At 38.3% G+C, this 26,767-nt stretch carries 13 protein-coding genes; 7 read left to right on the forward strand and 6 right to left on the reverse strand.

Annotated elements, in window-relative coordinates; translation table 11 throughout:
* Positions 1 to 115: 115 nt before the first annotated feature.
* Complete coding sequence (locus VCM39_RS20435; RefSeq protein ID WP_322933843.1) at positions 116 to 3,037, forward strand: M16 family metallopeptidase; 2,922 nt, start codon at positions 116 to 118, stop codon at positions 3,035 to 3,037.
* An 82-nt stretch (positions 3,038 to 3,119) separates the two neighbouring features.
* On the opposite strand, the gene VCM39_RS20440 is transcribed toward VCM39_RS20435, so the two are convergent.
* Genes VCM39_RS20440 through VCM39_RS20460 form a run of 5 tightly spaced genes read right to left on the reverse strand, consistent with a single transcriptional unit; the run spans position 3,120 to position 12,211 of the window.
* Positions 3,120 to 5,162: a hypothetical protein gene (locus VCM39_RS20440; protein WP_322933844.1), complete on the reverse strand. Its 2,043-nt coding sequence runs from the start codon at positions 5,160 to 5,162 to the stop codon at positions 3,120 to 3,122.
* A gap of 3 nt (positions 5,163 to 5,165) precedes the next feature.
* The gene (locus VCM39_RS20445) at positions 5,166 to 6,446 is read right to left on the reverse strand and encodes a hypothetical protein (protein WP_322933845.1); all 1,281 of its coding nucleotides are present in this window, start codon (positions 6,444 to 6,446) and stop codon (positions 5,166 to 5,168) included.
* A 40-nt stretch (positions 6,447 to 6,486) separates the two neighbouring features.
* Positions 6,487 to 7,215: a DUF3823 domain-containing protein gene (locus VCM39_RS20450; protein ID WP_221650729.1), complete on the reverse strand. Its 729-nt coding sequence runs from the start codon at positions 7,213 to 7,215 to the stop codon at positions 6,487 to 6,489.
* 33 nt (positions 7,216 to 7,248) lie between these two features.
* Positions 7,249 to 9,024, reverse strand: a complete 1,776-nt coding sequence (locus VCM39_RS20455) for a RagB/SusD family nutrient uptake outer membrane protein (protein ID WP_221650730.1) — start codon at positions 9,022 to 9,024, stop codon at positions 7,249 to 7,251.
* 13 nt (positions 9,025 to 9,037) lie between these two features.
* Positions 9,038 to 12,211 carry a SusC/RagA family TonB-linked outer membrane protein gene (locus VCM39_RS20460; protein WP_221650731.1) on the reverse strand — a complete coding sequence of 1,058 codons (3,174 nt, stop codon included), beginning with the start codon at positions 12,209 to 12,211 and terminating at the stop codon, positions 9,038 to 9,040.
* A 214-nt stretch (positions 12,212 to 12,425) separates the two neighbouring features.
* Between VCM39_RS20460 and VCM39_RS20465 the strand changes: the two genes are divergently transcribed.
* The 6 genes from VCM39_RS20465 (at position 12,426) to VCM39_RS20490 (ending at position 24,823) form a co-directional block, all read left to right on the forward strand.
* The gene (locus VCM39_RS20465; protein ID WP_221650732.1) at positions 12,426 to 13,151 is read left to right on the forward strand and encodes a T9SS type A sorting domain-containing protein; all 726 of its coding nucleotides are present in this window, start codon (positions 12,426 to 12,428) and stop codon (positions 13,149 to 13,151) included.
* Positions 13,152 to 13,278: 127 nt separating this feature from the next.
* Positions 13,279 to 16,083 (forward strand): hypothetical protein, encoded by a 2,805-nt coding sequence (locus VCM39_RS20470; RefSeq protein ID WP_221650733.1) that lies wholly within the window; start codon positions 13,279 to 13,281, stop codon positions 16,081 to 16,083.
* Positions 16,084 to 16,111: 28 nt separating this feature from the next.
* Positions 16,112 to 18,379: a GH92 family glycosyl hydrolase gene (locus tag VCM39_RS20475; RefSeq protein WP_221650734.1), complete on the forward strand. Its 2,268-nt coding sequence runs from the start codon at positions 16,112 to 16,114 to the stop codon at positions 18,377 to 18,379.
* 95 nt (positions 18,380 to 18,474) lie between these two features.
* Complete coding sequence (locus tag VCM39_RS20480) at positions 18,475 to 22,524, forward strand: two-component regulator propeller domain-containing protein (RefSeq protein WP_322933846.1); 4,050 nt, start codon at positions 18,475 to 18,477, stop codon at positions 22,522 to 22,524.
* A gap of 99 nt (positions 22,525 to 22,623) precedes the next feature.
* The gene (locus tag VCM39_RS20485; protein ID WP_221650736.1) at positions 22,624 to 23,682 is read left to right on the forward strand and encodes a glycoside hydrolase family 130 protein; all 1,059 of its coding nucleotides are present in this window, start codon (positions 22,624 to 22,626) and stop codon (positions 23,680 to 23,682) included.
* 1 nt (position 23,683) lies between these two features.
* Positions 23,684 to 24,823 carry an SGNH/GDSL hydrolase family protein gene (locus VCM39_RS20490; protein ID WP_289291602.1) on the forward strand — a complete coding sequence of 380 codons (1,140 nt, stop codon included), beginning with the start codon at positions 23,684 to 23,686 and terminating at the stop codon, positions 24,821 to 24,823.
* A gap of 65 nt (positions 24,824 to 24,888) precedes the next feature.
* On the opposite strand, the gene VCM39_RS20495 is transcribed toward VCM39_RS20490, so the two are convergent.
* Positions 24,889 to 26,694 (reverse strand): AMP-dependent synthetase/ligase, encoded by a 1,806-nt coding sequence (locus VCM39_RS20495; RefSeq protein ID WP_322933847.1) that lies wholly within the window; start codon positions 26,692 to 26,694, stop codon positions 24,889 to 24,891.
* Positions 26,695 to 26,767: the final 73 nt, after the last annotated feature.

The following is a 26,767-nucleotide window of genomic DNA, read 5'->3' on the forward strand; positions in this document are numbered from 1 at the left end:
GATTTACAATTTACGATTGAAATTACTTTATTCAATCATTTTATCTGTCTCAAGGGGACAAAGATACGCAAAAATCCGCTACCTTTGCTTTTGTAACTAAATTGTTATCATTGATATGAATAAACTACTAAAACTATCCTGCCTGTCGCTATTTCTCTTAATAGTGGCAAGTGTAAGCGGCGCTACGTCCAAAGACTACCGCTATGAGACAGTACCCAACGATCCGTTGAAGGCACGCATTTACACACTGGACAACGGGCTGAAGGTCTACATGACCGTTAACAAAGAAGAACCACGTATACAAACTTTTATTGCTGTACGTGTAGGTGGAAAGAATGATCCCGCAGAAACCACCGGACTGGCTCACTACTTCGAACACCTGATGTTTAAGGGTTCACAAAAGTTCGGCACACAGAATTATGCGGCCGAAAAACCTTTGCTCGACCAGATTGAGCAACAGTTTGAGATATATCGCAAAACAACCGATGAAACTGAGCGTACAGCCATTTACCATAAGATAGACAGCTTATCATACGAGGCATCCAAATTTGCCATTCCTAATGAATATGACAAACTAATGGCTGCTATCGGAGCTACAGGAACCAATGCCTACACCGGATTCGATATGACTGTTTACGTAGACGATATCCCTGCCAACCAAGTAGACAACTGGGCTAAAATACAGGCAGACCGCTTTGAGAACTGCGTCATTCGCGGCTTCCATACAGAATTGGAAACAGTGTACGAGGAAAAGAATATGTCACTGACCAAAGATCCGCGTAAGGTATACGAAACTGTATTGTCTGCCCTCTTCCCACACCACCCTTACGGTACACAAACCGTGCTGGGTACACAGGAAGACCTGAAGAACCCTTCTATCACCAACATCAAAAACTACCACAAACAATGGTATGTGCCCAACAATATGGCAATCTGCCTTTCCGGTGACTTTGAGCCGGACCAGATGATTGCTACTATCGATCAATACTTCGGGCATCTAAAACCCAATAATAACTTGCCGAAACTGAATTTGCCGAAAGAGTCACCCATCACCGCCCCTATTGTTCGTGAAGTACTGGGTCCGGATGCCGAAAGCCTGACACTGGCATGGAGATTCCCGGGAGCTGCCAGCAAAGAATACGAGATCCTACAGGTCGTTTCACAAATCCTGTACAACGGTAAAGCCGGTCTTATAGACCTCGATCTCAACCAGCAACAGAAAGTGTTACAGGCCTATGGCTACCCACTGGACATGGCAGATTACTCGGCTTTAATGCTGCAAGGCCGTCCCAAACAAGGACAGACATTGGATGATGTAAAGAACCTGTTGCTTGAAGAAATCAAGAAGCTACGTGCAGGAGATTTTGACGAAAAGATGCTGCAAGCCAATATCAATAACTTCAAACTTTACCAGGTTCAACAACTGGAAAGTAACAAGGGACGTGCAGACATGTTCGTAAACTCGTTCATTAACGGTACCAACTGGGCAGATGAAGTAACCGCTATCGACCGCCTTGCCAAACTCACCAAAGAGGACATTGTAACCTTCGTCAATAAATATCTGACCGATCAGAACTATGCCGTTATTTATAAGAAGCAAGGACAGAATCCGAATGAGAAGAAAATGACAAAACCAGCCATCACTCCGATTGTGATGAACCGTGACGTTGCCAGTGACTTCCTGAAGGAGATACAAAACAGTAATGTAAAGCCCATTGAGCCTGTATTCCTTGATTTTAAGAAAGACCTCAGCCAACTGAAAGCTAAATCGGGCATTCCTGTACTATACAAACAGAACACAAGTAATGACCTGTTCCAGTTGATTTATGTATTCGACATGGGTAACAACAACGATAAAGCCCTCGGTACCGCTTTCGATTACATTGATTATCTGGGAACCTCCGATATGACACCCGAACAGGTGAAAAGCGAATTCTATCGCCTGGCATGTAACTTCCGCGTATCTCCGGGTAACGAACGTACCTATGTTGTACTTTCGGGCCTCAATGAGAATATGCCTGAGGCAATGAAATTGTTTGAGAAACTGATGGCGGATGCACAGGTAAATAAAGAAGCTTATACCAATATGGTAGCCGACATTCTGAAATCACGCAAAGATGCCAAACTGAATCAGATGCAGAACTTCCGCCGACTGATGAACTATGGTATGTATGGTCCTAAATCTCCTGCTACCAATATACTTACAGAAGCCGAACTTCAAAACATGGATCCGCATGAACTGACAGACCGCATTCATAATCAGAACAGTTACAAACATCGCATTATGTACTACGGTCCAACAAGTGAGAAGGAACTGTTAGCCATTATCAACAAAAACCACCAGGCTCCCAAAAAGTTAAAAGAGATCCCTGTTGGGATGGAATTCCCACGTCTGGAAACGCCGGTAACAAAAGTGCTTATCTCCCCTTATGAGGCAAAACAGATTTATATGACTCAGCTTTCCAATCGTGGTGAAAAATTTGATCCTATGATTGAACCCTCACGCCAAATGTACAATGAATACTTTGGTGGTGGTATGAACTCCATCGTATTCCAGGAAATGCGTGAGAGCCGCGGGCTTGCATACTCTGCATGGGCCGGACTCAACCGTCCGTCTTATTTGAAGTATCCATATCTGCTCCAGACTCAGATAGCCACACAGAATGATAAAATGATTGATGCTATCAAGATTTTCAATGATATTATCGATAACATGCCGGAGTCTGAAGCTGCTTTCCAGCTCGCCAAAGAAGCACTTATCGCCCGTCTGCGCACAGAACGTATCACTAAGAGTGACATCATATGGTCATACATTAATGCACAAGACCTGGGACAAAATGTAGATAGCCGTATCAAGCTGTATAATGATGCACAAAACATGACACTGAAAGATGTTATCAACTTTCAGAATAAATGGGTCAAAGGACGCACCTATACATACTGTATCCTCGGTGACAAAAAAGAGTTGGATATGGAAAAGCTAAAAGAAGTGGGACCAGTTGAGGAACTTACACAAGAAGAGATTTTTGGATATTAAAGAATAGATATGAAAAATAAAGATGCACCCCACAAGTTGGAAAATAAACTTTAGGGGTGCATTTTTTATATTGAGGCACACATTAATATATGGTTCTTATCTCATTTTCCTGTACGCCAATTTCCTTCGTTTCATTGAGTAAATTACCAGTTACAATAACTGTTTCACCGTTATTATGGTGTATATTCAGCTTTTTACCCCGAATACATAAACCATCTACCCCGGATGTAGTCTTGAACAAATTCACAACATGGGGTTCTCCCTTTTGATAAAAATAATTATTTTTCAATAAAACAAAATCAATAATAGAAGCCATTCCGAATATAGAAGGCCTCACTCCACTAGGTTTACCGTTCCGATAAGTTTCAGCAAAAACCGAATTGGTCAACACGATATCCCGAATATTTGCTTCTAACAAATTCCGGGCAAGAGTAACCTTATTTTTTTCTATCAATCCATATACCGTATAATTCATATCCGGATATTTTGCCGCGTCAAATCCGGCAAATGGTTGTTCAATATCATAGTATTTATAGAAAAGTCCTAACATACTCTCATAATAATCATCCGAAAGTTCATCCAGATACAATCCGGTAGTAATCTGAACCGGAAAGCTATCTCTCCCCTTAAACTGATTAAGATGTTGGACAGGTAGTGCCTGAGGACTATCCCAAAACCAATTCAGACATTGTGAGAACAGACTCTGATATTTATTTTTCCAATCACTGGCATCTACTTCCTTACCAAGTACATCAGCAATTTGAGCCATACATTTGATATCTATGAGTCCTGCAACTACAAACTCTATATCCTTTTCATTTTCAGGTGTCATACCTAAATAAATCCAACGAGGATTCTTTATCCTCCAGTCCAAATAACGGGACAGAGCCGGATAAACTTCTTCCAACGATCTGACATCTCCCGTCAACTGATATAAGACCCAGGCCGTTTCTGCCTTCTTGGAGGGAAGACTTTCACCGCCTAACATACCTTCATCATCAACCAATGAAAGCATACCTTTCAATGCACTCCAGGAAATAGAGGGATTAATATACCCATATAACTGCATCCCGACAAAAGATTCCCATGCAGCCGAGAAAGGAGAACTCTTATGACCATGATCCCATAAAGAAGGCTTTCCTGCCACAAGCTGATAATAAGGATAAACTGCCGGATCGGGGCACAATACAGACTGTGCCAGAAACACCCATGCTTTATAGTAGGTAGCTTTTACTTGTTCCGGAGTAACTCCTTTTACATCAATGGAACGTAATGAGAAATCCACTGGCTGAGGTACCTGCGAAAGATATGTATCCCAGTACTTTTCCTGTTTTTTATAAGCATCTAACGCCTTCTCCTTTTTCAATGGAGCCAATACACGGGTAAGCATTTTCCCGGAAGATTCCTCCGGCAAAGCAAAAGAAATACTCCAAACCATATCGGGAACTGTTGTCATTTCTATTGCCCACCATTTGGCTTTAGTCGCATCCTTCACCCTATTTTTCTTAGCTTTCAAATCATCATAACTTCCATAATAAGTAATTCCTCTAAACAACCCATTAGAAGCTATAACATATTTAAAATCAGGATGTTCTATAGTTAAATAAGATTTTTGATAATCAATCTTACCCGGTATACTCCCTGCAAGAACAATACGGGTGTTTGAACGAAAACGAACGCTCCTCACAAGCGTGTTCTCGTCATAGAAAAAGTCAGTCCCTTCCACATATACATTTTGCGGATAAGTAGCACTAAATGGTAATGCATGAGGCATCCACTGTGTCTGGTACGTCAATGCTTCGCTGTATCCTCCGCCAGTATCGGTCAATAATAGCAGCAGTTTTTTTACTTCTCTTCCAAAACGATTTCCTTTATCATTATTGTTCGTACTCAAATAAGCAACGTTTAAAGGTAAAGAAGAAGCATTACTATAAACGACAGGAGTAATTTCATCCGGATTTTTATCAAAATCATAAGGGTTAATTACAATTCTCGAACCTTCGATACTCAGATCGCGACGTTGAAAAGCCCCTTCTTCCATCAAGTCTGTACTTTTAGGAGGTTGTGCTCCTACAACCAAAAACGGAAAAAAGAGAGCTATTATTAAACTAAAATTCTTTTTCATATTTTATATGACAACTGCATTACACATTGTTTTATTACAAATCGATTCTTTTTTCTTCTTCTCCATGCGAGTAAGTAAATTTCGGGCTACAAAGTAGGATGCCCCTTGTAAAATAGTGACCAAAGGCAATGTTATTTTCAAAGCAGCATCTTCTGAAATGAATTTAGCAATAAGTATAAACAACCCGCATCCGATGAGACGTCCGGCATAAAGTCCCCATTCATGATTGCAAATATAGGTATATTCATTTCTCTTTTCAATACCCGAAACAAAGTCAATTACCCGCAATTGTATAGGGAAATAAGCTATATCAAACATTGGGCGGGCCACTACCAGGCATAGTAAGAATATTACTACAGAAAGTGTATTGAACAAAAGCGAATTAGTTACCGCTCCGATGATAAACAAAGCTAATGAAACAAAAAGAATATGCAAACGTTGTTCCGGCTTTGCATTCCGCCCGATAATATACATCAAAAAAGCTGTAACTAACGCACAAACACTTTGAATTGGACCAAGTGCACCTTCTTCCCCAATAAACTTGAATATCAATATAGAAGGAGCCGTTACAATAAATCCCTGAACTAATCCTTTCAACACAGCCATCAACAGCATTCTATTCCATAAATTGTCAAATTTGAAATAGAGAAATCTCGGACTATCCGGTTTTTCATATTTCCCTTTTGTAAGAATCAACACCGAAGCAATTATGGTCAATCCAATAATAAAATAAGATATGACCTGATAGGCAAATGAGCGAACATTGCTTAGCCCGACATACTTATGCGTGATATACACAATAATAGTACTAATGATAATAGGCATAACTACCCCCGCAAAAGTATTGAAAAAAGCTTCTGTTCCATAATAATAATTCCGGTTCCCGTCAGTAGTACTAACCAACACCAAATAATCTCTGTTAGCCCAAAAGAAGCCGAAAGACAACCCCATGATAAGTCCTGCTATACCAATGCCCCCTGTTGTCAGTTCAGGCAAAGAAGTCATATACAACATCGATATACCACCCAGCAACATACCAAAAGAATATAACCAGCCCGGAGCTATCTTTCGGAGTAAAAAACCATTGAAAATAAAAGTGATAGGAACACCTGTATAAACCATCAGCTGATACAAAACAACTCTTGCCATATCAGCAGACTGCCCCATGATATATGCTGCCTGAAATATTTCTATAACCGGTAGCACAAATGCATAAATAGCTGCCGTAGCCAACAGAACTTTTGTATTCAATGGTTGTGATTTGAATAAATTAATATCCTTCATACAATCTTTCTTAAGTATTTAACAATAAGCAAGAGGAAAACTAAGGCACCGTAATTTCCGCCACTTCTGTATAATTATACGCATTACTCGGATTTTTCGTTTGAACTCCAACCCTCATATAATATTTTTTCCCGGATTCAAGTTCTACTCTTACAGTCTGTTCTACTCCCAGATCAGATTCATTTAACTTAATTCGCTTACTCAAATCATTAATAAATCCCCCTGTATTCATCCCCCCGACATATTTTGTCTTATCTGAGATGAACAGACGAGTAGTAGAAAGTGCATAAAAATTTTCATCTGTACTACCTTCCGGACGAGTTGCTTTAAATTTCACAACAAGCTCCATACCTTCCAAAGCATATTCCCAATCAATATGTATAAAAGGTATTACTTCAAAAGTAAAATCGGGATAATCACCTTTCTCCAACGAGAATTGCTGAGGTTCAGGAGTGACAAAAGCTCCCTGAACGGGTTGGACCTCATAAAGAGAACCCGCATACCCGAAGGCATACTCCCAATTGAAAGAGCCATCTGTTTTTCCCCAGAAATACTCCGGCTGGATATTGTCCTGATACTCCCAGCTTAATTCGGTCCACTTGATTTTGAAACCATTCGGTTGTTCAGTCTGAATACCCTTACCTGTTGTTTTATCAATAACAACACCTCTAAACTTAGCATTCGGTCCGTCATAGTTATCCACATCACATGACGTAAACAACACACACAATAACACAGTATATATACTATAAAATGATATTCTTTTCATAATCGGTCTTTTTTATTTTTATAATTAAATTCATTAGTAACCATAATTCTGGACCAACTTGGGATTCTTCTTTATTTCATCTGCCGAAATAGAATTATAATAGTATTTTTTTAAGAATAGCAAATCATTGGTTCCAACAAAATCAACTTTATATTTCCACTTATTAGTACGAGTATCAAGCATTGGGAAAAGTCCACGGGGACGGAATAATTCCCCCATCACCTGATCAAAAATCCGCCAACGGCGATAGTTCCAATAAATTTTATTTTCAAAAACAAACTCACAAATATATTGTCTGCGCACCTCTCCGATGGTTATATCTGAAACGGGTAATTCCTGTAAACCAGCACGGGTACGTATATCATTAACCAAAGGTTGAGCAATCTCCGGATGTCCCAGTTCTACCTGAGCCTCAGCAGCTATCAACAGAATTTCTGCATATCTGATAACGGTCCATGGCTGGTCACTGTCAAATTCAGTAAGACTATGTTTTTTAGAGTCGTCAATCATTTTTTTCTGAAACATAGAAGTAGGTGTCTTATTGTCTTCACCCATACCGTACTTCCCACGATATTTGGCAGAAGTCTGTTCTTTACCACTTGCATTAATCTCACCATACTTCACATCGATCAATTCTCCCTGAAATGTAGATCCCGGCACAATCACCGATCCCAATAAACGTGCATCCCGACCAGCAAACAAATCTTCACGATTATCAAACTCTCCCGGTATATAACTGCCGGCAGGGGTATTAAAGGCACCCGAAGTACCATCCAGATATTCAAACTGTTCCACTAAATCAAGAGTCGGACAACTATTCGGATTACTTTGACCTCCCCAAGGCAAACGATCCACATCAAAACGGTAAACCAAATCAGGATAAGAATATGAACGACTCATAATGACCTCTTTATTTTTATCCGGCTCCACATTCAGGAATATTTTTCTGAAGTTTTCACTTAAATCATTCGTGTCAAATGACCGCGCCAATTCGTACTTTTCTGATTTAATAATTTCATTTGCTGCCTGATAAGCTATTTCATAATATCTGTCAGCTTCAGATGCAGGAATCCCGCAAACCATTTTTCCGGTATTTTCATCTTCCAAAACCAAATCATTATATTTAGCGATACTTGCTGCATAAATAGCAACTTGTGACTTCAATGCATATACCACAGCCTTATTAATTCGTCCTTGAGGATTGTTTTCCGGAATATTCAACTCGAGTGCCTTATCCAAATCAGCCAAAATATAATCCCAAGTCTCCTGTTCACTATTACGTGGAATTTCAAGTGAAGAAATACTGGAAGGACCTGAATATTCCAACACTTTGTCGATATAAGGAAGGCCCCCAAAACGTTTAGCCATCGCAAAATAATACCAAGCCCTGATGGCATATCCTTCTGCCTGATAACCATCCACTTTATCGGCAGTCATTCCGGCAGAGTATTTATTCAGATTCTCTATATATTTACATACATTTCTGATCACTGTATAATTCCACCAGGAATTACCTGAATTACCACTCAGATTAGCACCATCATCTTGTTTACGATTACGTGCAAAACCAGTAATTGTCTCCAATTCTTCAAACTTATAATTAGTATTGTTAAAGCCCCCACGTTGATCAAAACGATAATCTTCAATAGGCAAATCAATGTATAACCTTGTAAGTGCTGTCTTCACACCTGACTCATTAGCATATACATCCTCATCTGTGACAATATTAGATGGTTTCAAATCCAGATAATCACTACAAGCAGTTGCACATAGCCATATCAATATACTATATAATAAAACTTTTTTCATGATTTATTGCTTTTTAGAAAGTTAGGTTCAATCCGATATTAAAATTCTGAGAAGTTGGATAAACATATCCCCAGTTCGTATCACTACCTGTTTCAGGGTTATCAACATCCCAACCGGGATATTCCGGATCCATATTCTTCAATTTAGAGAATGTCAACAGATTAAAGCCATTGGCAAAGATACGGGCATGTGACACACCTGCCTTACGAGTCAATCTTTGAGGGATAGTATAACCGATCTCCACGCTTTTCAGTCTCAAATAGCTTGCATCCATAATACGCCAGGTATCATCCCGGTAATTGAAAGAATATGAATTATCCCGGTAACGGGGATAAGTTCCTGCAATCCAATTACCGGATTCATCCTGTCTCCACCGATCGGTATGAAATTTCAAAGCTCCGGCAGATCCGTCAAATGCATAAGGTGTTTTAAGGAATTCGCTATATACTACATTCTTTTTACCTGCACCCATGAAATGTAGATTTATATCAAAATTATTCCATTCCAGATTAATTGTAAATCCATATTGAATTTTCGGATAACCTTTATGGAAGAAAGGATAAATATCTTCTCCATCCACATAACCATCACCATTCAGATCTGTATGATAAAAGTCTCCCGGTGTCAATATTGAATTCTGAAAGGTACCTTCTTCGTTGGGCAAAGCAGAAATATCCATACCGGGTGTTATAACACCTCCCCATTCCATAGCCCACCAAAGACCACTATTACGATTATTCACATTCTCTCTCCAATTACGATAAGAGCTGGATGAAGGAGCACGCTCGGTATATATATTCTTTGTATTGGAATACATAAAATTTCCGGTAAAATCATACTTTACACTTCCGATTTTATTACTATGGGTAAGAGTTATCTCCCAACCTGAAGTACGTGTACTATTTAAATTCTCTTGTGGCAAATCCATACCTGTCACACCCGGTATAGAAGCATTTCTTCGGGCAGGTATACCAGTCCTGTTTCTGACAAAAGTTTCCACAGTTCCTCCAAATAATCCATTCCACATGTCCCAGTCAAGTCCGAAATTCATCAGTTTATTTTCAATCCAGGTTAATTTCGGATTTGTTGCACCCCTGTCAGAAATAGCATTCATCTTATCGTTTCCAAAATAATAGTAACCGCTGGGGTAGGTATAGCCAGACACCCATTGATAAGCAGCTACCCCATCATCAGCTGTAACTCCGTAAGAAGCTCTCAGCTTCAAATTATCAATAAATGATAAAGCTTTTATAGATTTAAAGAAGGATTCTTCCGACAAACGCCAGCCAACGGAACCACCAGGAAATAATCCAAATTGCCCACTTCCTGTATACATAGAAGAACCATCGTAACGAAAAGCAAGTTCTAACAAATATCTTTCCGCAAAGTTATAATTCAACCGCCCCACATAGCCTTGCCTCCTGATGATATCAGGAAATGAGGCACCTATCACCTGTGTCTTGTCATTATTGCCAGCAGCCAGTTCGTCCAGATCAAATGTATAATAACGTTGAGCTCCCTGATACTCTGTTCTATTCTGCGACTGTTCAAAAAGTCCAAGAACATCAATAGTATGCTGTCCAAACTGTCTTTTATAATTTACAGATAGTTGTAAACCATTAGTAGTTGCCCAATGCACATCCTGCACCAATGTACTGGGTGACATATAAGTTTTGGGAATATATTGTTCATCTTTGTATGTATATAAAGTATATGCAGGATTCCATCCTTTATAAAGAGCATTATAACGACTATAGTTATACATAAACTTAGCACTTAGCCCTTTTACAAAAGGTATGTCCCAATTGAGAGAGGTCTGAATAGAAGTACGATCTGATTTGTTCTTTTTATATCCGCCTCCATTTTCCGAATCAGAGTTAATTACAGGATTCAATTCAGCTCCCATATATGCCGGATAGTCAGGATTACCATTTGCATATATACTTGTCAACGGTTCATTCGTTTCACGATTTACCGGAGGAGTAAACCACATCCATTTTATCTGGTTCCATGCATCCTGAAAAGGTGCATTTTTCTCATCTTTAATATATCCGATATTTACATTAGCCGTTAACCCATAACCTAATTTCGCAGTCAGATTTGTCCGAAAATTAAAACGTTCATAATCCATTGATCCGGATTTAAACATACCTTCCTCATTAAAGTAACTCCCATTAATAAAATAGTTCACTTCCTGATTTTTTCCCACACTGCCGGAAACACCTATAGTATGATTGGTCTGGGGTACAAAATCTTTAATATATTGGCTATATAAATCAAAATCCGGTGTATTTCTAAATAACTCCAACTGTTCTGGCGTATAGGTTCCTTTCGGATTAGCATATCGGGCTAATCCTACTTCATTAATCATAGAAGCCCATTCAAATGCGTTCATCATTTCCGGTAAATCGGTTTGATGAGACCACCCATAGGTCCCGGAATATTCTATCTTAGCCTTCCCGGTGGTTTTCCCATTTTTAGTTGTAATCAGGAGTACACCATTACCGGCCCGCATTCCGTATACAGCAGCAGATGCATCTTTCAATGCCGACACACTCTCTATTTCGTTGGCAGATAGTCGGTTGAAAGTTGCCATATCACTTACTACCCCATCAATAACAACCAACGGTTCTCCCATTCCACGTATATCAATATGTGATTTAAAAGCACCTGGTTCGCTTGAATTAGTTATCACTTTTACACCAGCCATTTTTCCTGCTATATTCTGTTGCAGATTGCTGTTGGTAGAAGTAATAATCTGACTGTTATTTACTGAGGAAACAGCTCCGGTTAAAGTAGCTTTCTTTTGTGTCCCATATCCTACAACCACAAGTTCATCCAATGAATGGATATCTTCTGTCATTTCCACCAGCAACTCTTTATTATCTCCGACCACAACATCACAATCACGATATCCAATATAAGAGAACCGGAGTGTAGTTTTTGCAGAGGGTACCCGCAATAGGAAATGCCCGTCCATATCAGTAACCGTACCTATATTCTTGTCACCTTTTACCGTTACTGACACTCCTATCAACAGTTCACCTTCGGGAGATGTTACTGTCCCTTTAACGGTAACGGCATTTTGAGCCTGTACTAAGGCCACACCACATAAAAAACAAAAGATAAAAAGTAATCTGAGGAAAAGAATACCTCTGATGTAGTAATTAGACTTCAGGTAATACATAATAGTAGATTTTAATTAGTAATACGATTAATTGAGGCACAAATATAAGAACCATTCAATACTTTAAAGTATGTTTATTTAGCAAACGAGTATACAGCGCAATAATATCTGAAATAAAGATTTAGCATAACAATATGAAAAAATAACAGACCTGTGCAATAACCCCAATCTCCTATATTTGCCACACATTTATTAATCATTTAATTCAATGCGTATGAAAACTTTAAATTTACTACTTACAACCGGAGTACTTCTGGCAAGCTCGTTCATCATTAGTGTAAATGCACAGACTCAGCCTATTAGCCTGGACCCCAAAGAATGGTCGGAAGGCAAGAACATGGACATTTATGAAGAAGAAGGTAATTTAGTACTCGAAGTCTGGACCGCAGCCGAACCAGCCTGGCAAGAAACGTATATCCGTATTATAGACCTGGATCTGGAAAAATACCCTAATTTCAGTATTACGACCGAAGGAGATGAAGGCGCACAATGGAATGTTAAAATAGCTGCCCCCGATCTTCCGGATCAGGCCTCTCTACTTACTGGTTCTACAGCAGGTGGTGGTGACTCTTCTGAATTTGGAGAATTCAACTTCGAGGGGACCATACCTTCTATTTTAGGAGAAGACAGTGGAGAAGTTTCTTTTGAACTTTATCTATGGGTAATCGGACAAGGACAAAGATTAGTAATCAGTGATCTACATTTTTACGGAGACGGCGGAACCGGTTTAAATCAAGCATTCAATCCTACGACACTGATTAATAAACCCGGAGGATTTGTATTGAATAATGTAGAAAATAAAGCTATTACAATTTTTAGTTCGACCGGGGCTATAATAAAAAGTATGATATCGGCTAATAGCAAACAAGATATAGATCTTCCGACAGGGTTATATCTCGTTAAAATCGGGGAGAAAACAACAAAAGTAATTGTTAATTAAAATTCAGAATATGATTATCTGTAATCACGCATATTAACCGACTAAAAACTATAAATAAGAACAGGCTATATATATGATGCAGATAATCATAAATTTGTAAATTCTTAATCCTCATAATGAAAATACCATGAAGAAACAAGTATTATCTTCTCTATTCATTTTATTTCTACCGTTCTGTATTTGTGCACAAATACCTGACACGGAACAACTCCGTGAATCGGATAAGAATCAAAGCAGAGATTTAAGTATCCCGGGATCACGATTAGTTCTAAATCCTTTTGCTTTTTATAATGCAACTCCCTCAACTACTCCATCTGATTTTTCAAACCATCCCTCACTTCCGCTAAACATCGGTTATCTTAGTACGGAACGTATCGGCGAACGGCGTATAGATAATGCTTTATTCCTATATCGATACAAAGGGCAATCGTCTGCTTCTACTTTAGAAACCGGCTGGCAAGCCGATCTAACCAGCACAGTAAAGTGGTACCCTGAGAATGGTTCTAAATTAGAGATTATCGAAGAAGGACTCAAGATGAGTGTAAACAGTAACGCAAATCCTTCCTATAAATCACTAACTACCACCAATCGTATTTCTATTGATCTGGATAAGACTCCAATACTCACTTTATACATGCCACAAGCTTCCGGAAAATGGTCTCTAAAAATTAGAAACACCCAAAATGAAGAAGTTACCCTTCGAACGGATGCATCCGGTACAGGAACCTTTGAATACGATTTACGCGAACTTACTACCTGGAAAGGTAATCAAAGAATCTCTTTCAACTTATGGGCTATCGGTTTAAATTCTTACTTTGTACTCAGTGACATGCGATTCATTGGCATAAACGGCGAAGAGGCCTGTGAAGAAGCAGTCTCTTATTCAACCGAATGGTTACCCAATGAACTACCCTTTAAAGCCACTTATTCCGATGAAACCACTCTCACCGGAACCGACTTCTTCTACGACAAGAACACCATCGCCCGACAAATTAAATTTAATCCGTCAAACAATAATAGTTCTTTTATACTTGCTGGTTATTACGCAGGTAAAGATATATCAGTAACCAATGACATTCTGAAAACCAATAATGGTACATTCTCATTTGCCGTAAAATCTGATGTATTTTCTCCTTCCGAAATCATCTTCTACAAAAGTAAAATTGAATTAAAATCTCAAATAAACGGTTCACCCAATCCTGGATATGGCCCTTATTGGGCTGTAAAATTCAATATTAATTCACTTCAAAAGAATGAGTTAAGAACAGCTGTCGCTTTCTCATATAGTAACGACAAAGAAGATTCCTCTACTATAACCAATCGCATCAATGCTCCGTTTAATGGGGATAATATGCAAACTCAATATATCGAACGTAAGATGTTTTGGAACAACTTCCTAAAAAAGGTTCCCTGCCCTTCAAACTTCTCTATCGAAACTGTAGATAATTATGGTATAACAGCCGAACAAGTCAGAAGAGATTATTACAACGCCTGGGTATTCGTAGCTCAAAATGTCCTTGAACCAGATCCGGTACACTTTCCTTATCCACAAGTAGTAACAGGTAAGGGATCCATGTGGGACGAATCGGACGATCGGGCTCCTTATAGTGCCACTTGGGAGAGTTTCTTTGGCATACAGTTCTATGCTTTCATTGACCCGGAAACGGCTTGGGACGCTTTTGAAGGACTCATGTCACTCACTGACAAAGATGGGGTAATAGGGGGTGAAAGTCTTCCGTCCAGAAAAGCCCAAACAGCCTGGATACTTTATCAAACCACCCAAGACAAAGAACGTCTTGAAAAAATATATGCTCCATTAGAAAGATATCTAAACTGGCGACTGATTTACCCACATTGGATATATAATTCATATCCGGATAAAAATAAGAAAGATGCGGAATTTGCCTTCTCTGCTATTATTGATATTGATTATATGATCAAAATTAGTGAAATAATCCGTGATGAGCAAACAGCAAATGAATGGAGAATCAAACAGAAAGAATTCTATAATCAGTGTTTACCCTGGTTCTGGCGTACACCAACAACTTTTCCTTCACAGTATTACGATCTTTCCACACAAGGCAGATCTGAAGGGCATCCATATTGGGTAACATCCGGTCTGCACATGAATTTGCTTTCGGGAGATTATCTCGAAAGTTTATATTCACTTTTTTCTTTCAATTTCAATCCGAAAAAGAATTTTGGAGGTTCGGGTATGGGATTTCCCAAATATCCTGATGTAAGCTATACATTATACGGATTACTTGAACATCAAAAAACGAAAAAAGCCGAGAATGTAATCGATGCCTGTATCCGGGATATCTGCCGTTCCGGAGGATGGTTCTCCGAACAGTATGAAACAACTGATACACCTTATCCGACAGGAGTACGCCCCTCTCTATTTGGTGCCAGTATGATAATTGACTTCGTAATGATCAAAAATGGTTTTCGATACGATATGGGAGTACCTTATATCCAGAATCTATTCCGAAAAGCAGCTACAATCAGCGGTATCCGTTACGGAAACGACGTACTTAATATAGAATGTGATACAGAAGGAAATTATTCCGTCAGTGGAAGCTATATAAATACTCCCCGGATCATCCGGACAAATTATGGAGAATCAGTTCCCGTCTACAAAGACGGGAACCCAAGTCAGATAAAAGTAAACAATGTGAATGATGAAATAATGAAAATATCCAATAATTACACATCCAGTCCGTTTGTTAGCATATATGTTCCACTAAATCAAATCTACTCGCTTTACCTATATGATTTGAAAGGCAGTTTGCAAGCAATTCTCGCCAATCAAAAAGTATCTACAGAAAGCGAAAAAAGATACTATTTAAACAATTATCACCCACAACCTTACTTAATCTGCCTGCACCTTCCTGGAGAAGTATATTCTAATAAAGTAATCGTTACTCATTAAATTAGCCATCCAAAAATACCGAGACATCATGAACAAGCCAGCCCTTCTTTATATAGCCTCTTACCTTTTTACAATACTATTATCCGGTTGTTCTTCCGAAAGTACTAAGACTCCGGTAGATTATGTAAACCCATACATGGGTAACATCAGTCATCTGTTAGTACCAACCTATCCGACCGTACATCTGCCCAATAGTATGTTAAGAGTATATCCTGAAAGAGCCAATTATACCTCCGAATTGATTAAAGGTCTGCCTATTGCCGTTACAAGTCATAGAGGAAGTTCCGTGTTCAACCTCAATCCATTTCAAGGGAATGAATCCGACGCCTGTTCTGAAGTCTATTACTCATACGATCAAGAAAAAATAACTCCTTACCGTTACACTGTTTTTCTTGATAAAAATAAAATCAACGTTGATTATGCACCCTCACACCGGTCAGCCATTTATACCATACAATTTGAAGAAAGCCGGAAAGAAGCTAATTTTATTTTATTGAATGTAGGCAACGGAAAGCTAACGTTCAATGAAGAAGGTCATATAGAAGGGTATCAGATAATTGATAATAGCCAAACCAAAATATACCTATATTTAGAGACAGAACAAAAGCCTCACTCTACCGGGTTCCTATCCGGCACATCCGTCTATTATGGAGCAAGCAGTATCAACGGTGAAAATAAATCTGCTGTTCTGAAATATAATAAAGAAACACAAACCATAAATATCAGATATGGAATTTCTTTTATTAGCAGCGAACAAGCTAAAAGCAATCTAAGAAAAGAAATCAGAACCTTTGATGTTAATCAGGTAGCCGAAAAAGGAAAGGATATCTGGAATAAGGCTTTAAGTAGTATCTCTGTAAAGGGAGGAAATGAAAACGATAAAATAGTTTTCTATACCTCCCTATACAGAGTATACGAGCGAATGATCAATATATCGGAAGAAGGAAAATATTACAGTGCATTCGACCATCAAATACATAACGATGAGGGAATTCCTTTCTATACGGACGATTGGATCTGGGATACTTATCGGGCTGCCCACCCATTACGTATTCTGATAGATCCGGAAGCGGAACAGGCAATGATTCACTCTTATCTCCGTATGGCCGAGCAATCCCCAGAATTCTGGTTACCTACATTTCCGGAAATCACAGGTGATAGCCACCGGATGAATGGAAATCATGGAGTAATCGTTCTCTGGGATGCATACATTAAAGGACTTACTAATTTTGACCTGGAAACTGCCTATAAAACCAGCAAAGGGGCATTAACCGAAAAGACCCTTCTACCTTGGCAAAAAGCACCTTACACAGAATTAGACACATTCTACAGGACCAAAGGATACTACCCGGCTTTACATCCGAACCAAGAAGAGACGGTAGCACAAGTTTCCCCTACTGAAAAGCGACAGGCAGTAGCCGTCACTTTAGGTACCTGCTATGACGATTGGTGCTTATCACAAATAGCGAAGAAATTAAATTTTGACGATGATTATAACTACTTCTTAAATGCTTCCTACAACTACCGGAATCTATTTAATGAAGAGACTTCTTTTTTCCATCCGAAGGACAAAGATGGTAATTTCATCATGCCGTTTGATTATCGGTATGCAGGAGGACAAGGAGGAAGAGAATATTATGATGAAAATAACGGATGGATTTATCGTTGGGATGTTGCTCATCGTATTTCCGACCTGATCACATTAATGGGAGGAAAAGAGCAGTTTATCCGCAATCTTGACGACTTATTCACAGAACCACTTGGAATGGAAAAATTTCTGTTTTATCATCAATTTCCGGATCATACAGGTAATGTTGGTCAATTTTCCATGGCAAATGAACCTTCGCTCCACATCCCTTATCTGTATAATTATGCCGGTAAGCCCTGGATGACCCAAAAGCGTATCAGACAGTTGCTCAAACAATGGTTCAGAAATGACTTGATGGGAATTCCCGGTGATGAAGACGGAGGAGGTTTATCAGCCTTTGTTGTATTCTCGTCTATGGGATTTTATCCGGTAACGCCGGGAATTCCTGTTTACAATATCGGAAGCCCGTTATTTCAGTCTATAAAAATAGATTTAAAAAATGGAAAGACTTTCGAAATAGAAGCTCTCAATAATTCTGAAGAAAACAAATATATTCAATCGGCTACTTTAAACGGTAAAAAGTGGAATAAGGCTTGGTTCAGCCATGACGAAATAAAAAATGGTGGAAAATTAATTCTTATAATGGGGAACAGAGCAAACCCGGAATGGGGGAGCTCTTCTGAGTCCGTTCCTCCTTCCGGCGAATAGGTTCCATTATGATTTTTTAATACCATTGCTGTTTTTTTAAGACATGGAATCAGGCCAGATCGTATAACTTTGTCCAATTAAGACAGAAAAACACCATGCAGAAAGTATTATATCTACTTACTTTATTACTCATTACCGTATATACATATGCCGATGTCTCTCCGGTCGTCATAAACAGGTTAACCAATAATGAAGGCTTATCTAACAGTTCGGTGAATGTAATCTACCAGGATTCCAACAATTTAATGTGGTTTGGGACATGGGATGGCTTGAATTTATATAATAGCCGTGAATTCAAAACCTTCAAACCCAACCCCAATGTTCCTGGCAATATTACTAATAATATAATCAGAGATATCATTGAAACAACCAAAGGTAAGCTATGGATCACTACAGATAACGGGATCAATCTATACACTCCGGAAGCTATGCGGTTTCAATCTTTCTTCTATGATAACAAAGAAAATACCATCTTTAAAGAACGCTCTTTTTTAATCTGTAAAAACAGCCACAATAAAGTTATAGCTTCAGTATACAACACTGGATTATATTATTTTGATGAAGAACTGTCGGATTTCATCCTTATAAGAAACTTAAAAGAAACCTCCTTGAAAAAGCTATTTTTTGATAAGGATGATAATTTATGGCTATTCACTGACAACAATTCATTATACAGAGTCAATCTAGACTGGAGTAAAAACAAGCCTGATATAAAAGATATAAAACCGGTCATCTTAAGCCAGTCATCCCATGATGTTTTTTACAATCTATACACAAATCAGATATGGGAACAAAATGAAAACAGACATATCAATATCTATGATATACCGACTGAAACAAAAATAACGGAAATACCTTTCTCTAAAGTCATCTCTTCTATTATTTTTGAAAAGACCGGCTATATCATCGGTACAGCCAATGGCTTATTTTCCATCCAGGCCCCAAACCATGAAATAACAACTCTTATAGAAGATATCCCTGTTTTTTCTATTTATAAGGGGACACAAGATATACTATGGGTGGGTACAGACGGACAAGGTGTTATTATGCTCACACCAAAGAATAATCGGTTCACATCCTATTCATTAAAGAATTCATCTATTTATGGACTCAGTCCGGTACGCTGTTTTTGGGAAAATCAAAACAAACAATTATTCATTGGTACCAAAGGCTCTGGCCTATATATCTTTCAAGATGATACTACCGAAAATCTTTTTGCACAATTTACGACCAATAATGGTCTGATCAACAACTCCGTCTATGCGTTAGCAGGAAAGGAAAATGACATATGCTGGATAGGAACAGATGGCAAAGGGCTAAATTATTGGGATTATAAAACAAAAAAATTGTATACTCTGAAAATGAATGAGAAACTTGATATCATTTCCGTTTACGCCATTTATATTCAGAATGATCATACACTATGGATAGGTACGAATGGATTCGGACTCTATAAATTAACTATAAACCGATCAAAAACTCCCTATGAGGTCACAGAATATAAACAATTCATCTATCAGGATCATAATAAGAAAGGGCTTAGTAACAATGTTATTTTCTCCATTATTCCTGATGATCATAACGGTTTATGGATTGGTACCCGGGGAGGAGGACTCAATTATCTGGACACACATACCTATACTTTTACCACCTATCGCTTTTCAGAAAAAGAAATGTCCTCCATCAGCAACAATGATATCATCACTTTATATAAAGATCCTGATCATCAGCTATGGATAGGAACCAGCCTCGGACTTAATCTCATGCAAAAAGACGAAAAGGGAACGATATCTTTCAAACATTACACCGAAAAAGATGGTATGCCCAATAATACGATACATGGCATACAAGCAGACAATGATGGTAATATATGGATCAGCACAAACAAAGGATTAGGCAAATTATCCAAAAATAACGATAAAATCATTTCTTACTATCAAAACGACGGACTACAAAACAACGAGTTTTCTGATGGTGCATCCTATAAGTCTTCCTACACTAACAACTTGTTTTTCGGCGGTATTAATGGATACAATAAATTTGATCCTCAAAGTATTCCTGAAGCCACTTTCTCTCCCCGGCTTAATTTCGATAATTTCCTTATTAATAATGAGAATGCTGACATCCGTAAATTTACTAAAAAGATCAATGGAAAAAAAATGATTGTGCTCAACCATACTGAAAATCTGATAGGGTTTAAATTTACTCCGATCGATTACATATCAGGTATGAAATGTGAAATAGAATATAAACTTGCACCTTATGAAAAGAACTGGATACAAATGGGGACTTCACAGCTAATTGTACTCAATAAATTACCATCGGACGACTACATATTAAAAATCAGATTTAACAATGCCAATAAAATCTGGTCAGAGGATATCTATGAAATCCCGATCCGTATACTTCCACCATGGTGGCTGAGTAAATGGGCTTATCTTTTCTATTTTCTTACATCCATCAGTATTCTATTTGTTATCTATTCAGTAGTTAAAAATAGAATCCAAATGAAACATACATTAGAATTAAGCAATTTGGAGAAGACTAAAACGGAAGAAATTCATCAAGCCAAACTTAGGTTCTTCACAAATATAGCACACGAATTCAGTAACTCGTTAACTTTGATTCTCGTTCCTTCGGAGCAATTACTAAAAATAAGAAATTTGGAACCGGAGGCTAAGAGATATGTTAGAACAATACACTCTAATGCCGGACGAATGCAAAAACTCATTCAGGAACTGATTGAATTTCGTAAAGCAGAAACTGGTTTTTTAGAGTTGCAAACTGAAATTGTTGATATACATGAATTTGTAAAATACATAACTGATTATTTCACAAATACCGCAGCACAAAAAAACATACAGTTTTCAATTCAGATACAAGATGATACCAACACATGGATCACTGATCGTAGTTGCTTTGAAAAGATCGTATTCAATATTATATCCAATGCTTTTAAATACACCCCAATAAATGGATATATCCATTTATCTATCAGTCAAATTAATGAACATCTTATCCTTCAAATCAAAAATAATGGGAAAGGAATTAAGAAAGAAGATATTCATCTCATATTCAACAGATTCAAGATACTTGATCAGTTTGAAAAACAAATGGCTCAAGGAGAAAACAGGAATGGAATTGGATTGGCACTCTGCAAAGCTTTAACTGATCTTTTGAAAGGTACAATTGAAGTGGAAAGTGAACTAAATGATTATACTCAATTCACCATATCTCTTCCGGCATTGGAACTCACAAACAAACAACCGGTCTCAATGCCTCCATTGGTAACAGAAGAACCGCCCATAAATACAGAGTATACAGACATTACAGAATTGACAGATACAGATACTAACAACATGTCTCAAACAGTAATCCTAATTGTAGAAGACGATAAAGAAATCAGTAGTTTATTATATGGCTTATTGAAACATAAATATAGCTTATTGTTTGCTTCTAATGGGAAAGAAGGCGTAGAAATGGTAGAAAAGAACAGTATCCATTTAATTATCAGTGACATCATAATGCCGGAAATGAATGGGATTGAATTTGTCAATCACTTAAAGAGTAAAAACACAACCGCCAACATACCAGTAATTTTTCTCTCCTCCAGAACCTCTATTGATAATCAAATTGAAGGATTACAAACCGGAGCAGATGCTTATGTAGGAAAACCTTTTAATTCAATGCTTCTTGAAACAACCATTGACCGTCTTCTCACAAGCCGCAGAAGCTTAAAAGATTTCTATGCTTCTCCTTTATCAGCTATTGAAAAAATTGAAGGAAAAACTGTTCATAAAGAAGAAAAAGAATTTATCCTGAAACTAACCAGGATTGTTTCTGAGAATATAGACAACGAAAACCTATCAATCGAAATGCTTTCCAATGAAATGGGAATCAGTAAAATAATGCTCTACCGTAAACTGAAAGAGATAAAAGAAGAAACCCCCACTGAATTCATCCGGAAAATAAGAATGAATCAGGTAGAGAAATTATTGAAGATGACCAACAAGACAATACAGGAAATAATGTTTGATTGTGGTTTTAATAATAAAGCGTACTTTTATCATGAGTTCAGCAAGCAATTTAATCTTACTCCTGGAGAATATAGAAAAAAACATGGTTCAAAAGCTATGAATGAATAAGCATCATACTCTTTTGTAATCCTACGATACCAGGTTTTCCGATAAGCGGCGTTTCTTTGTTTTGATTTTTAATTTTATCATAAAAAAACATACTAAGAAATGAGAAAGACAGATTTAGCTTATCGCTCAGAACTGAATCCACTGATTAAACCACAGGATTTAGCCCCTATGATACCGGGTATGGAAATAGCTTGTATTTTCAACCCGGGAGTATTTAGATTTAATAACAAAACCTGCTTGTTACTACGTGTTGCCGAAAGGCCAATTCAAACAGACGGAGAAATATCCACTATCATCAGAAACTCCAACGGACAATTTGAAAAAATAACCTTCAGAAAAAGTGATCCGGACCTTGATGCTAAAGACCCGCGCGTAATACGTTATAAGGGCCAGGATTATCTCACCACATTGTCTTACCAACGATTATTATTCAGCGATGACAATATTCATTTCTATGAAGATATAAACTACCCTCCCATTTTTGGTGAAGGCCAACTGGAGAGTTTTGGAATCGAAGATTGCCGTGTATCATATATCGATGGTAAGTTCAATCTAACCTATTCTGCCATATCCCCGGTAGCCGTCGGTATCGGTTTAATGCAAACCACAGACTGGCAACATTTCGATCGTAAAGGTCTGATATTCCCTCCTCATAATAAAGATTGTGCTTTTTTTGAAGAAAAAATCAATGGCACACATTATGCCTTGCATCGTCCCAGTTGCCATGAATTAGGAGGAAATTATATTTGGATAGCGCAATCTCCCGACTTGGTTCATTGGGGGCAGCATAAATGTATTGCATTAACCCGCCCGGGTATGTGGGACGAAGCAAGAATTGGTGCCGGTGCATCCCCTATAAAGACTCCTGAAGGATGGTTGGTTATCTACCACGGAGCAACCTATGATAACAGATACTGTCTTGGTGCCATGCTGCTCGATCTAAACGATCCTTCTGTTGTTCTTTCACGTTCTATTCATCCAATCATGGAACCATTAGAGCCTTACGAGAAAACAGGTTTCTTCGGCGAAGTCATTTTCTCAAACGGACATTATTTGGAGAGAGATACCATACACCTTTACTACGGTGCCAGCGACGAGATCATTTGTTATGCCCGAATGTCAGTCACAGAAATCGTAAACAATCTCAAATGTAATTAATATGAATTTCAATAAAGCACGTACACTTTACTTTCACAATCTATTGATGGTATTTTACTTCTACCTATCCTCAGCCACCGTAACTGCTCAAGATACGGCCATCATGCGAGATGAGTGGTATCAAAGAAGTATAAAAAATACTTATACAACTGCACCGATACAAGAGATATTCAAAAGAGCTGAAGCAAACAAGAAGTTAACTGTTGGAGTAATAGGCGGATCGATAACTGCAGGAGCAAACGCATCCGATTTTCAGCAAACAGCCTATGCTCCTTTGGTTGTTCAATGGTTTCGTAAGAAGTTTCCTCAAACTGAAATACATTTTATGAATGCAGGAATAGGAGCTACTAACTCACTTTTTGGTGTACACAGAGCCGACGAAGATTTACTGTCATGCAAACCCGACATTGTTATTATAGAATTTAGTGTCAACGATCAAGGCGAGTCAAGAACAAAAGCCAGCTATGAAGGACTTATACGTAAGATTCTGAAATCAGAAAACAAACCTGCCATACTTGCATTAGGACTAATGGATATGCAAGGAAACTCATGGCAGAAATATCACTTAGAGGTCTGTAATCATTATCACATTCCGTATATCAGCTATCGTGATGCTTTATATCCTGAAATACAGAATGGTAATATGGTATGGAGTGAAATTTCCTCAGATGAAGTACACCCAAATGACAGGGGACATCAAATCATCAGTAATTTAATCACTCATTTTTTAGAGGAGATATTCAACGAGAAAACTCTACCGGTTCCACTTACCCTGAATAGATATGAACAAGCCTGTATATATCCGTTTACTCATATCGACAACCCGGATTGGGAACTGACCTCAAGAGGATGGCGCACTACTCATAAAGGTAAACCACTGAAATTTACAGTCAAAGCCTCCATAATCACAATTATGTTTGAGAAAACAATCAATTCTCAAAAAGCTGCAAATGTATATGTTACTCTTGATAATGGTAAACGGCAAAAGCTCAGTACATTCTTTAAAGATGGCTGGGGAAATTATATGTATCCGGAAATTATCTTGGACTCAGATAAGAGTGAAAGTCATATTATAAGTTTTGAATACGATGACAAAAGCGGTAAAGAATTCATTCTTCATAACATCCAAATCGTTCCATAGATAAAATTAAAATCCCACTTCAGGATTTTAATCTGATAGTGGGATTCTCTTTTTATGATTGCTAATTACTCCTCGTACATCTTATCTATCATCTCTTTGTAGTTTTTGGCTACCACCGGACGTTTTAGTTTCAATGTATTTGTCAACTCACCCTTTTCCATACTGAACGGTTCGGGCAAGAGTGTAAAGCGTTTTATCTGTTCATAATTAGCAAATTGTTGCTGCAAGGTATCAATACGGGCACGGAACAATCCTACAATCTTAGGATGCTGCAACAATTCTTCCATATCCTTATATTCAATACCTTTCTCTTTGGCGTAGTCTTTCACAAAGCCATATACCGGAACAATCAACGCAGATACAAACTTACGCTGATCGGCAATAATAGCAATCTGATCGATATAACGGTCAATGACCAATTTCGTTTCAAGAGCTTGCGGAGCAATGTACTTACCATTGGATGTCTTGAACAAATCTTTGATACGCTCCGTCAGGTACAGTTGCCCGTTCTTAAAGTATCCGGCGTCACCCGTATGGAACCAACCATCAGCATCAATGGTAGCTGCGGTAGCCTCCGCCTTCTTATAATATCCTTTAGTGATAGTCTTTCCACGCAACAGAATCTCATTATCTTCTCCTATCTTCACTTCTACATCCGGCATCACCTGGCCTACCGAACCAATATCATAACCTGTTTTGGAAGTACAAGAGACGGTAGCCGTAGATTCTGTCAATCCATAACCTACCAGCATATCAATACCCACAGAATGAACGAACTCACAAATTTCATCGGGTACCGCTGCACCGGCAGTCGGAAAGAAATTACCATTTTCAATACCAATCGTTTTCTTCAGCAATGAATAAATTGTTTTCTCGTAAAACTTATATTTCAAATGAAGCATTAACGGCGGAGTCTTTCCCTGACGTACATAGTCAATATTGTGTATTCTGCCAACACGGATAGCATCCATCATCAATGTTTTTTTGATACCTGTCGTCTCGGCAATCTTTTCTTGTACACCCGCATACACCTTCTCCCAGAAACGGGGAACGCTACACATCAATGTGGGGCGGATCTCCTTAATTGTCATCTGAATATCGGCAGGACGAAGGTTAACACAAATCTGTACCCCCTTATAGATGCAAAGATAACTCCATGCTTTCTCAAACACATGAGTCAACGGCAGAAAGTTCATAGAAATGTCTTCATCCGTCATGTCCACCAGGCGAATATCATGAATCCGGAAAGCTTCAAGGAAACAAGAGTGATGCAGCATTACACCTTTCGGCTCGCCCGTTGTACCGGAAGTATAGAGAATATTAGCCAAGTCATCTTCTGAAGCACGTGAAGTTCGCTCTTCCACCACATCATTATGGGGTAATCCTTCACCCATTGCCAAAAACTCATCAAAATAAATAGACGACACATCACGGGGATCTTTCACCACATCACGGTCGAAAATAATAATCTGCTGTAACGACGGACAGAAGCCAAATATGCTAAAGGCAGCATCATACTGAAACTGTTCGCCCACAAACAAGAAACGTATCTGTGCATCATTAATAATGTATTGCGCCTGTGCCGGAGAACTGGTGGCGTAAAGCGGAACAGTCACTGCACGGTTAGCAAATGCTGCAAAATCCACATAAAGACATTCGGGCTTGTTTTGCGAAAAAATACCGATATTTTCTTCTTCCTCTACACCAAGTGCAACAAGAGAATTTGCGGCTTGTTTTACGGTTTTTGAAAACTGATTCCAGGAAATAGGAATCCATTGTGCAGTCTGGTAATCACGGTATCGAAGAGCTGTCTTATCGCCATACTTTTGGGCTTGGCGATGAACTAAGACAGATAAATGATGTTCAATCATATCTATTTGTTGTTAGTAAATATAGGGCAAAGATATTAGTTTTATTTGAAACTATCGCCTTTTTCAATAATTA

It is taken from the genome of Bacteroides mucinivorans, from assembly GCF_034654355.2.
GTDB classification, from domain to species: Bacteria; Bacteroidota; Bacteroidia; order Bacteroidales; family Bacteroidaceae; genus Bacteroides; species Bacteroides nordii.

Bases quoted from the DNA above. Each gene is read 5' to 3' on its own strand.
- VCM39_RS20435 (WP_322933843.1), top strand. From the start codon at position 116: ATGAATAAACTACTAAAACTATCCTGCCTGTCGCTATTTCTCTTAATA.
- VCM39_RS20440 (WP_322933844.1), bottom strand. From the start codon at position 5,162: ATGAAAAAGAATTTTAGTTTAATAATAGCTCTCTTTTTTCCGTTTTTG.
- VCM39_RS20445 (WP_322933845.1), bottom strand. From the start codon at position 6,446: ATGAAGGATATTAATTTATTCAAATCACAACCATTGAATACAAAAGTT.
- VCM39_RS20450 (WP_221650729.1), bottom strand. From the start codon at position 7,215: ATGAAAAGAATATCATTTTATAGTATATATACTGTGTTATTGTGTGTG.
- VCM39_RS20455 (WP_221650730.1), bottom strand. From the start codon at position 9,024: ATGAAAAAAGTTTTATTATATAGTATATTGATATGGCTATGTGCAACT.
- VCM39_RS20460 (WP_221650731.1), bottom strand. From the start codon at position 12,211: ATGTATTACCTGAAGTCTAATTACTACATCAGAGGTATTCTTTTCCTC.
- VCM39_RS20465 (WP_221650732.1), top strand. From the start codon at position 12,426: ATGAAAACTTTAAATTTACTACTTACAACCGGAGTACTTCTGGCAAGC.
- VCM39_RS20470 (WP_221650733.1), top strand. From the start codon at position 13,279: ATGAAGAAACAAGTATTATCTTCTCTATTCATTTTATTTCTACCGTTC.
- VCM39_RS20475 (WP_221650734.1), top strand. From the start codon at position 16,112: ATGAACAAGCCAGCCCTTCTTTATATAGCCTCTTACCTTTTTACAATA.
- VCM39_RS20480 (WP_322933846.1), top strand. From the start codon at position 18,475: ATGCAGAAAGTATTATATCTACTTACTTTATTACTCATTACCGTATAT.
- VCM39_RS20485 (WP_221650736.1), top strand. From the start codon at position 22,624: ATGAGAAAGACAGATTTAGCTTATCGCTCAGAACTGAATCCACTGATT.
- VCM39_RS20490 (WP_289291602.1), top strand. From the start codon at position 23,684: ATGAATTTCAATAAAGCACGTACACTTTACTTTCACAATCTATTGATG.
- VCM39_RS20495 (WP_322933847.1), bottom strand. From the start codon at position 26,694: ATGATTGAACATCATTTATCTGTCTTAGTTCATCGCCAAGCCCAAAAG.